Origin of the sequence: Corallococcus sp. AB045 (assembly GCF_003668895.1) — a bacterium.
Taxonomy (GTDB): domain Bacteria; phylum Myxococcota; class Myxococcia; order Myxococcales; family Myxococcaceae; genus Corallococcus; species Corallococcus coralloides.
In genome coordinates, this window is sequence record NZ_RAWN01000284.1 from 1 (window position 1) to 9,340 (window position 9,340).

The following is a 9,340-nucleotide window of genomic DNA, read 5'->3' on the forward strand; positions in this document are numbered from 1 at the left end:
GCCGCACCTCCAGGGGACGGTGGGTGGCATCCGTGAGCCACAGCGCGGGCGTCTCCGGCCCGGAGCCCCGCTGCTTCCAGACGCGCACGGCGACGAAGCCCAGGGCCATGCAGAGGGCCAGGGCCACGAGTCCCCAGACGCGCGCTACGCCTGTGCGCCCCGGAGGGCGCGTGCCTCGGGGCGTTTGCCGCATGCCAGCCATCCGGGGCCTCCCGCGTGCCCCCGCACCATCTCCGCGGGTCCTGCGGGCTCCAGTCTAGGGCCAATGCCCCCGGGGCTGACAAACCCGGGGGCGAGGAGGCGTCCGGCGGTGTACTGCCTACTCCACCTTCAGGGGGGGGCGCGTGGCCTCCACGACGCGGTGGATGGGGTACAGCTCGCCCACGGTGAGGCTGTCATCCAGGAACTGCCAGCGGCAGAAGCCGTCGTCCGAGTGCGGCTCCAGCAGGTAGGTGATGAGCGTGCCCGTGCGCTGGTCGGTGGGGACCTTGAGGGTGCCGGCGGGGAACTCGCGCTCGGAGCGCTCGGGGGCCACGGTGAGGATGGTCTCGAAGCGCACCGGCTTGGGCTTCTGGCTCAAGGGGACTTCGTCCTGGCCGGGGGGCGGCACGTTGGCGGCGACGTCCGGGCTGAAGGTCTGCTCGCGGCGGGCGATGCGGTAGCTGTCCACCTGGAAGCGCTGCGCCTTGGCCAGCTTCTCGAAGCGGATTCCGTGGCCTTCCAGCCGGGACGCGAGCGACGCGGGCACCAGGTACGCGGACGGCGTGCTCACCGACTGCGTGGGCACGAAGGTGCGGTAGTGCGGCGTCTTGTAGACCTTCTTGCGCTTGCCCGGGTAGCGGCGCGCCTGGATGCTGGCCTCGTCGAAGGAGTTGATGGCGGCGATGTCCTTGCCCAGCACGTAGGCCGGGTAGTCGAACACCAGCGCCCCTTCCGCGTCGCGCTGGGCGACGCCGAAGTTGATGCCCACCCATTCCTTCGCGTCAGGGGACTTGCCGCGCGCGATGATGGCGGCCTCCTCGAAGGAAGTGGCGGTGCGGTAGTCCTTCGCGTAGCGGGCGGCGTCGCGGATGAGCTCCAGCACCCACGCGCGGATGACGGCGCAGCGGCGGGGGAAGTCGATGTAGCTGTAGGTCTCCAGCAGCACGTCCAGCCGGCCCAGCAGGCCCCGGTAGTGGCTGCCGAAGCGGGGCAGCGCGGGGTAGGTGTGCCAGCCGGAGGTCGGGTCGCCTTCCTTGAGGAAGTTGCCGTACCAGAAGCTGTCGAAGCCGTGCTTCTTCTTCACGGCGGCGGACACGCGCTCGGCCAGCTCGCGGTTGAAGTCCCGCGACATGTGCATGAGGTCCGCGTTGCCGTGCGGGATGTCGAAGGTGAGATCGAACCCGTGGATGCTGCCGTCCGTGGTGTGGCAGTCCACGAAGAGGTGCGGCCACCACGTCTGGTACAGCTTGGCCATGGCGCGCGTCTCCGGCGCCTCCTGCTTCATGTTGTCGCGGTTGAGGTTCCAGCCCTCGCCCGTGTAGCGCATGCCCACGCCACCGGGCGGGTTCACCTGGCCCTCCAGGTTCTTCAAATCCAACGCGCGGTTGCCCTTGCTGATGCGATCATTGCCGTCCGGGTTGAAGTTGGGGACGAACACGAGGCACAGCCGGTCCAACAGCTTCTTGCCCAGGGACGTGAGCGTGAGGTCGCGCGCGAGCGCCTGGAGGGTCTCCTTGCCCTCCACCTCACCGGCGTGGATGTTGGCCTCCACCATCACGACGATCTTCTTCTGCTTCTGCGCCAGCTCCGGCGTGAAGCAGTTTCGGTCGCTGAGGATGAGCGCCATGAGCGGCTGACCTTCACCGCTCTGGCCAAAGTCCACGCGCTTCGCGAGCTTCGTCTGGGCACAGAGGGCGTCGACGAAGGCAACCACGTCGGCGCTGCGGGACGTTTCCTGGTAGTCGGTGGCTTCCGCGCGGGTGAGCAGCTTGGGAGTGGGCATAGGTGCCGCGCATCCGAGCGCTCCGGCCCTGCCGCGTCAAGCACGCGCGACGTGGGGCTGCCTTGCCGCGCCGTGGCGGTGTCCCATATGAAACCCCGACGGAAGAGTGCAGTGGAGGGGGCTTCATGACGCGCAGTGATCAGCGGCGAGGGCACGCGTGGGGCGTGCTGTTCCTGGGGCTCGCGGTGGCGTGGGCCACGGGATGCAAGAAGGAACAGCCCGTTGAGAGCGCACCGGTGGACGCGGGCGTCGTGGCGGTGGACGCGGGCATGCCGGCGGCGGGGCCGGTGGAGAAGGTGGCGAAGCCGCTGCGCTTCTCGAACGTGGGGCTCCAGCGCGTGGAAGACGGCGACGTGACCGTGACCTACACGCTCACCAACCCGGGCACGGCGCAGGCGCGCGGGAAGGTGTGCCTGATGCTGCTCGACGCGCACGAACTGGCCATCGAGGTCCGGTGGCTGGGGAGCATCACCGTGAAGGGCGGGTTGGAGGACACGTTCGAGGACCGGACGCACGTGGACGATCTGCAGTGGAACCAGGTCCACTCCTTGAGGCTCTTCACGACGGCGTCCAACGACTCCTGCTCCGACACTCCCCTCAAGCCGGCCAGTGAGCCCTTCCGGATGCTCCCGACGGGAACCCCCGCGCCCGCGGACCTGCCGCTGCCCGATCCACCGCCGGAGTCGCTGGCGGAGAACTTCGCGGTGTCCGGCCTCCAGCTGCGCCAGACCGGGACTCCGGCGGGCCCCTCCCTCACGTTCACGGTGAAGAACGTGAGTGACCACCGGGCCTCGGGGTCGGGGTGCCTGCGGGCCTATGCGCAAGAGGGCTCACGCGCCTTGGAAGAGGTCGATGTCGGGGAGTTCGACCTGGCCCCCAAGGCTTCGGCGACCCAGACGGCCCCCGTCGCCTTTCATCGCGCCAGTCACTGGGAGGAGGCGACGGTGCTGCGCTACTTCGTGGGCCCCTATGGCTGCGTGATGTCGGATGGGGCAGGCGGCCCGGGCCATCCCGTCACCCCCCCGGCGGAGGCCCGCGGTGAAGAGGTTCCTCATGATGCGGAGTGACTGGCGGGTGCGGGCCCTGTGCGCGTGGCTCGTGGGGAGCGCGGCGCTGTGGGGGGCGGGCTGCAAGAAGGAACAGCCGCGGGCGAGCGCGCCGGTGGACGCGGGCGTGGTGGCCGTGGCCCAGGCGGGTGTCCCAGAAACGAAGCCGGTGGCGAAGCCGCTGAAGTTCTCCGGCGTGACGCTCAAGCGGAACCCGTACTTCGTGAACGTCACGTACACGCTCACCAACCCCGGGACGGCGCAGGGACGTGGGGAGGCCTGCCTGGCGCTGCTCGACGAGAGGGGCTTCGTCACCCATGAACGGAGCCTGGGAAGCATCACCGTGAAGGGCGGCACGGACGACGTCTTCAACGACAACATCTACCTGCCGGAGGAGGACTGGGATTCGGTCCTGACGGTGCTGTTGTTCACGGTCAAGGGGATGCGCTGCGAGGGGGCCGACTTCCAGGCGGCCAGCGAGCCGTTGCGACTGCGTGCCACGGGAGAGCCCGCCGCCGCGGACGCGCCGGCCCCCCGGCGGCCAGGAGCGCTGGAGCCGGAAGAAATCGAGCTGTCCGGCGTCACGCTGTGGCAGGGCGGCGAAGGCGACGAGTACCAACTCCGATACACGCTGAAGAACGTGAGCAGGCGGCGCATCAATGCCCAGGTCTGCGTCCAGGGGTATGGAGAGGACGAGGACGTGAGCGAGGACAGGGCCTCCGTGTTGGCGAACAACCTGAGCATGCGCAGCCTGGCGGCCGGGGCGACGAAGACCTTCACCGAGAGGGTCGAGCTCGCGGACAGCCAGCGCTGGGACGAGGTGGTCGCGCTGGACCTGTTCCTGGATGCGCGGGGATGCGAGTCGAAGCCGGAGAAGGCGCCGGTCCGTCTGCGGTTCGACAAGCCCGCGACCGTCCACGCCCCCCTCCTGGGAGGGCCACCGCTGGACGAGCGGGATGCCTTCGACCCAGAAGAGGAGACGACGGAAGAGGACGAGCCCAGCGCCGAACCCGCCGAGGATGAGACGGGGATGGACGAGAGCGACGCCTACGACCCCGAAGACGAGTTCCCTCAGGAGCCGGCGCCTTCGGATGAAGAGACGGAGGACTGAGGCTGGACCCGCTGCGGGACACGCGCACGCGCTGGGAGGTGTCAGCCCGCATCGAGACCTTCCGCGCCCGGCATCCCGAGCACATAGGTGACGGCGCCCTTGCCCTTCTCACGCACCACGCCCACCTCCCACGTGTAGCCGGGACGCTGGAGGCCTTGGGTCAGGGCCTTCAGCTCCTCCGGCCTGTGGGCCCTCAGCGTGGACACCAGCCCGTCCCAAGCGAGCGCCAACGGCGCCACCGGCACCGCGTAGGTGAGCAGCAGGCGCAGCGGCGTCAGCGGCCGGATGAGCGGCGTGAAGAGCAGCACCAGCAGCGGCACGAGCAGCGTGCCCAGCACTCCGCCCGGCGTGCGGTGCACGACCTCGAAGGCCGCGAAGGCTTCGCCCTGCCGCTGTGCGTCCTCCATCACCTCGCGCACCTCCTCCGGGCGGAAGTGGTGAAGGGCGTTGAAGAGCGTCCGCATGCCGCGCAGGTCTTCTGGCACCTGCCGCGCATCCACGGGCCGGGGCAGGTACGTGGCGCCCTCCGCCCGTGCCCGCTCGGCGGCTTCGGCGTTGGGGTACAGGTCCGTGAGCACCGCCCGCGTCTTCAATCCGTGGCGGGCCTCCAGCAGCTTCTGCAGGCGGGGCACGGGCCCCTGGCCGCCGGAACCCAGGTCCACCAGCGTGTCCGTGCCGGACGCATGGAGCCCCTTCGCGAGCACGTCCGCCGCCGCGTCGAACAACCCCATTCGCGTGGACACCGCGTGCAGGTAGTCCGTGGACAGGTTGCGCGCCGCCCGCGGATACCAGGGCTGATCAATCAGCTCGAAGAGGTGCAGGCGGGGCAGCAGGGCGGGGTGCTCGGTGGCGGTGGAGTCCATGCGGGACAAGGTGCCGCCCGCGTGCGTGCGATGCACTGACCGCTGGCGCCAGAACGGCTTGCCGCCCGCGCCAGACGGTCGCTAGCGTCCCTGCTCGTGGCGTCCTCCGCTCCCCCTTCGCTCTCCGCCCGCCTGGCCCGGCAGGGGCTGCTCGCAGCGGCGAAGCGCGGCGTTCCCGCGGAGCGGCTCTGCGAGGAGGTGGGGCTGCGGTGGTCGGACCTGGGCGACCCGGAAGCGCGCATCCCCTACGCCGTGCTGGACGACATCCTGGAGCGGGCCGTGTCGCTCACCGGGGATGACAACCTGGGGCTGCACATGGCGGGCATGGACGTGATGGACGCGGACGACCCCGCGTCGCTCGTCATCCTCACCAGCGCCAACCTCCGCGAGGCCATGGTGCGCGGCTGCCGGTACCAGCGCGTGTGGGGCGACGGCGAGCGCTTCGTCGTGGAGGACACGCCGCGCGGCGTGCGCATGCGCTTCTCGCCCGTGGGCCCCTCGTGGCGGCCCGCGCACCGGCATCTGGCGGAGGTGGCGCTGGTGCAGCTGGCCACGGGCATCCGCGTCTTCACCGGCGCGGACGTGCGGCCCCTGTGCGCGCGCTTCGTCCACCCGGCGCCCGCGGACCTGCGCGAACACGAGTCCCTCTTCGGCTGTCCTCTGGAATTCAACGCCCCGGCGAACGACCTGGAGTTCTCCGCCGGGGACGCGGACCGGCCCTTCGTCCACGCGGACGCGCTGCTCAACGCCGTGTTCGAGCATCACGCCCGCCGCGCCCTGGAGCGGCTGCCCGTCGCGGACACCCTGTCGGACCGCGTGCGCGAACAGGTGCGGCGGACGCTGGCGGGAGGCGACTTCTCCTTCGCCGCGGTGGCGAGGGCCCTGCGCGTTCCACCCCGCACGTTGCAGCGCCAGCTGGCGGCGGAGGGGCGCACCTACGCGGGCATCGTGGAGGCGCTGCGGCGCGAGCTGTCCCAGGGCTACCTCCAGCGGCGCATGTCCATCGCGGAGGTGTCCTTCCTGCTGGGGTACGCGGATCCGGCCGCCTTCCACCGCGCCTTCAAGCGCTGGTGGGGCACGTCCCCGGAGGCCTTCCGCAAGACCCGCGCTGCCGGGGGCTGACAGGCAAGCGGCGCCCCGAGCCCTTCCGGGAGGGAAGCCAGGCCTTCGTTGGGGCGCAGGCGTGCCTACGTTTCACGCCAGAGGGCCGGGACCCTCGGGGAGACGACCATGTGGACACGCCGCTTCAACGGGCTCGTCGTGCTGGGTGTGATTGGAACCGTGAGCTTCACGGCCGGCTGCAATGAGCGCCAGCAGCAGGCCGTCAACGAGAACGCCCGTCAGGTCGGCCAGGAGGTAGGCGAGGCCGCCAAGGACGTCCAGCACGGCGCCAGCCGGGCCGCGGAGAGCCTCAGCGAGTCCAGCCGCGAGGCCGCTGACGGCTTCCGGGAAGGCGTGGGCGGCTCGGGTGACACGGCCTCCGAGGAGCAGAAGGTCGACGAGCGCAGCGGGGACGGGCCGGACATCGGACGCAACCCGGGCGTCCTCCACGACGGGGAGGGGCCGCTGGAAGAACGCTGAAAGACGCAACGCGCCGGACACGCCGAGGTCCGGCGGTGTGTTTGAATGTGGACCATGGTTGCGGCCCCAGCCCTCCGTGGTCCCTTTCAGTCCCTGCTCCGTGTGTCGTGCCTGTTGCCGTGTTTGCTGACGGTGGCGTGCGTGACGACGAGCGAGATGACGCGCGTCCCCACCCTGGAGGAGAAGTGCGACGGCGGGAGCGCCTGGGCCTGCGAGACCTGGGCGAAGCAGCTCCAGGTGGACAACCGGACGGAGGATGCGGACCGGGCACTGGGGCTTGCGTGCGCGATGGGCTCCTCGTCCGCCTGCCTGTCGCAGGGCAAGGACCGGCTGTCGAGGGGCGACCTGGACGGCGCGGAGCCGCCGCTGCGCAAGGCGTATGACGAGGACTCGGAGGAGGCCACGCTGGCGCTCGCGGACCTCCAGGACGCGCGCGGGGACGTGGCGGGTGCGGCGCACTTCCGTTACGAGGCGCTCTCCATCGACAAGTCGACGACGGAGTTCGCGCTGGGTTGGCGCGTCCCGTTCGACGGCGGCATGGGCATGGCTCTGGACGTGAACGTGCAGCCCATGGGGCTCAAGGCGCGGCGGCTGACGCTGGGCGCCAACGTGGGCCTGGGCCCGAACCAGGTGTCGCTGAACGCCACCGTGGGCTACCAGCACTTCGTGACGAACTGGTTCGCGCCCTATGGCCGGGCGCTGGTGGGCCCGTACCTGGATGACTCGTCCTCGCGGCGCACCCCCATCAACCTGGGGGCCGAGCTGGGCATGAAGTTCTTCGCGGGCCCCCTGGGCCACCTGGGCACCGGGTTCGGCACCTCGCTGGACGGCTCCACCTACTACTTCCTCGAGGCCGGCCTGGACTGGGTGCTGACGCTGGCGGTGCTCGCGCACCTGTGACGGCTCAGGCCACGCCCAGCTTGGGGCACACGTCGTTGAGGAGGCACTCCGGGCACTTGGGCTTCTTGGCCACGCAGGTGTAGCGGCCATGCAGCACCACGGCGGGGCCGAAGAAGGTCCAGTCGTCCTTGGGCACCTGCTTCATCAGGTCCGCCTCGATGGCCTCTGCCTTCTCCTGCTTCGTCAGGCCCAGGCGCTGGCTGACGCGGGCCACGTGCGTGTCCACGATGACGCCGGAGGCCTGATTGAAGGCCGTGTTGAGCACGACGTTGGCCGTCTTGCGCGCCACGCCGGGCAGCTCCACCAGGTCCTCCATGCGGTCGGGCACCTCGCCCTTGTGGGCGTCCAGCAGCGCGCGGCTCACGGCCTGCACCGTCTTGGTCTTCTGCTTGAAGAAGCCGGTGGGCTTGAGGTCCTCCTCCAGCTCCGCGGTGTCCGCGTCCGCGAGCGCCTGGGGGCCGTCGTACTTCTTCCACAGCTCGGCGGTGACGCGGTTGACGCGCTCGTCGGTGCACTGCGCGGCCAGGATGGTGGCCACGAGCAACTCGAAGGGCGTGTTCCAGTTCAGCTCGTACTTCGCGTCGGGGTACTTCTCGCGAAGGCGTTCGAGCACCACGGGGACGAGGGCGGCGGGTTTCATGGGTGGGTCCTCACATCGACCGTTCGACGAGCGCCGTCAACTCCGCGTCCGTGAGCGGGAGCGGATTGCCCTTCATGCTGCTGGCGGCGCGGGCCTTGGTGACGAGCTCCGGGATGGCCGCGCCGGTGAGGCCCATGTCGCGCAGGCCCCGGATGCGCACGGCGTGGACCAGGTCCTTCACCCAGGTGATGCCGTCCTCGGCGCGGGCGTTGGACTGGCCGGTGAGCAGCACCGCCAGCTCGCGGAAGCGGGGCAGGGCGGGGTGCTCCGGAGCACGCGAGCGCAGCGCCTCCAGGTTCAGCTCCAGCGTGGCCCCGAGCAGCGCGGCGCACAGCGCGCCATGGGCCGCGCCGAGCATCCCGCCCAAAGGCGCCGCGAAGCCATGCACCGCGCCCAGGCCTGCGTTGGCGAGGCACAGGCCGCCAAAGAGGCTGGCGATGGCCAGGTCCTCGCGCTCCGCCGGGCCGGGGCCGTGCAGCACGGCCTTGCGCAGGGAGCGCGCCGAGCGCTGCATGCCTTCGCGTGCGAGCGCGTCCGTGAGCGGCTGGGCGCGGATGGACAGGAACGGCTCGATGAGCTGCGACAGCGCGTCCAGTCCGCCCGCCGCGAGCACGTCCGCGGGCGCATGCTCCAGCAGATCCGGATCCACCAGGGCGACGCGGGGGAGCATCATCGGGCTGCGCAGGCTGGCCTTCACGCCGGCCTCCTTCGAGCCCAGCACCGCGTTGCGAGTCACCTCCGAGCCGGTGCCCGCCGTGGTCGGAACGGCCACGAACGACAGTGACGGCTTCGTCAGCGCCTGCCCCCGGCCGATGACCTCCAGGTAGTCCAGCGGGTCGCCCCCGTTGGCGGCGAGCGCGGCGATGGCCTTGCCCGCGTCGAGCGCGCTGCCTCCGCCGATGGCGACCACGGTGTCACAGCCGGAGTCCACGGCGGCGGCGGTGCCTTCACGCGCGAGCTCGACGGTGGGCTCGCCCGGGACGCGGAAGGCGGCGGAAGGGATGCCCAGCCGTTCGAGCCCGGCGCGAACGGGTTCGGCGCGGGCAGGGTTGGTGCCGGTGACGAGCAGGACCTTCCGGCCGCCGAGTCCTCGCACGAGGTCGGGGACTTCCTGGACGCGGCCCGGGCCGAAGAGGACGCGGGTGGCGGTGGCGAACTCGAAGGGGGCGGTGGGCATGTCACCAGGCCGCGTCGTCGGGGAAGCGGTTGGTGTAG

General features: G+C 70.9%; 9 protein-coding genes. 5 read left to right on the forward strand and 4 right to left on the reverse strand.

Translation table 11 applies throughout. The features are described 5' to 3' along the window. Positions 1-319 precede the first annotated feature (319 nt). Positions 320-1,984 carry a M14 family metallopeptidase gene (locus D7Y21_RS38040; protein WP_120564226.1) on the reverse strand — a complete coding sequence of 555 codons (1,665 nt, stop codon included), beginning with the start codon at positions 1,982-1,984 and terminating at the stop codon, positions 320-322. Positions 1,985-2,109: 125 nt separating this feature from the next. On the opposite strand from D7Y21_RS38040, the gene D7Y21_RS38045 reads away from it, so the two are divergent. Both D7Y21_RS38045 and D7Y21_RS38050 read left to right on the forward strand, forming a co-directional pair. Continuing rightward, positions 2,110-3,051 (forward strand): hypothetical protein, encoded by a 942-nt coding sequence (locus D7Y21_RS38045; RefSeq protein ID WP_121718317.1) that lies wholly within the window; start codon positions 2,110-2,112, stop codon positions 3,049-3,051. After that, entirely contained in the window at positions 3,038-4,141 is a 1,104-nt protein-coding gene (locus tag D7Y21_RS38050; RefSeq protein ID WP_121718318.1) for a hypothetical protein, read from the forward strand. The genes D7Y21_RS38045 and D7Y21_RS38050 overlap by 14 nt, the downstream gene beginning before the upstream one ends. A 41-nt stretch (positions 4,142-4,182) precedes the next feature. Here the strand turns inward: D7Y21_RS38050 and D7Y21_RS38055 are convergent, their stop codons facing one another. Beyond that, positions 4,183-5,040, reverse strand: coding sequence for a hypothetical protein (locus tag D7Y21_RS38055; protein WP_233612452.1), 858 nt, complete (start codon positions 5,038-5,040; stop codon positions 4,183-4,185). 60 nt (positions 5,041-5,100) lie between these two features. Here D7Y21_RS38055 and D7Y21_RS38060 point away from each other — a divergent pair, with 60 nt between their 5' ends. From D7Y21_RS38060 to D7Y21_RS38070, 3 genes are all read left to right on the forward strand, one after another. Then, positions 5,101-6,126: an AraC family transcriptional regulator gene (locus D7Y21_RS38060; RefSeq protein WP_121718319.1), complete on the forward strand. Its 1,026-nt coding sequence runs from the start codon at positions 5,101-5,103 to the stop codon at positions 6,124-6,126. 108 nt (positions 6,127-6,234) lie between these two features. Then, the gene (locus tag D7Y21_RS38065) at positions 6,235-6,585 is read left to right on the forward strand and encodes a hypothetical protein (RefSeq protein WP_199735572.1); all 351 of its coding nucleotides are present in this window, start codon (positions 6,235-6,237) and stop codon (positions 6,583-6,585) included. A 141-nt stretch (positions 6,586-6,726) separates the two neighbouring features. Beyond that, positions 6,727-7,485 (forward strand): hypothetical protein, encoded by a 759-nt coding sequence (locus tag D7Y21_RS38070; protein WP_147469499.1) that lies wholly within the window; start codon positions 6,727-6,729, stop codon positions 7,483-7,485. Between the two features lie 4 nt (positions 7,486-7,489). On the opposite strand, the gene nth is transcribed toward D7Y21_RS38070, so the two are convergent. Together nth and D7Y21_RS38080 are read right to left on the reverse strand one after the other, a co-directional pair. Continuing rightward, entirely contained in the window at positions 7,490-8,125 is a 636-nt protein-coding gene (gene nth / locus D7Y21_RS38075) for an endonuclease III (protein WP_121718321.1), read from the reverse strand. A 10-nt stretch (positions 8,126-8,135) separates the two neighbouring features. Continuing rightward, positions 8,136-9,302 (reverse strand): iron-containing alcohol dehydrogenase, encoded by a 1,167-nt coding sequence (locus D7Y21_RS38080; protein WP_121718322.1) that lies wholly within the window; start codon positions 9,300-9,302, stop codon positions 8,136-8,138. Positions 9,303-9,340: the final 38 nt, after the last annotated feature.

Coding starts and splice junctions, on each gene's coding strand:
- D7Y21_RS38045 (WP_121718317.1), top strand. CDS start 2,110: ATGACGCGCAGTGATCAGCGGCGAGGGCACGCGTGGGGCGTGCTGTTC.
- nth (WP_121718321.1), bottom strand. CDS start 8,125: ATGAAACCCGCCGCCCTCGTCCCCGTGGTGCTCGAACGCCTTCGCGAG.
- D7Y21_RS38040 (WP_120564226.1), bottom strand. CDS start 1,984: ATGCCCACTCCCAAGCTGCTCACCCGCGCGGAAGCCACCGACTACCAG.
- D7Y21_RS38050 (WP_121718318.1), top strand. CDS start 3,038: ATGATGCGGAGTGACTGGCGGGTGCGGGCCCTGTGCGCGTGGCTCGTG.
- D7Y21_RS38065 (WP_199735572.1), top strand. CDS start 6,235: ATGTGGACACGCCGCTTCAACGGGCTCGTCGTGCTGGGTGTGATTGGA.
- D7Y21_RS38080 (WP_121718322.1), bottom strand. CDS start 9,302: ATGCCCACCGCCCCCTTCGAGTTCGCCACCGCCACCCGCGTCCTCTTC.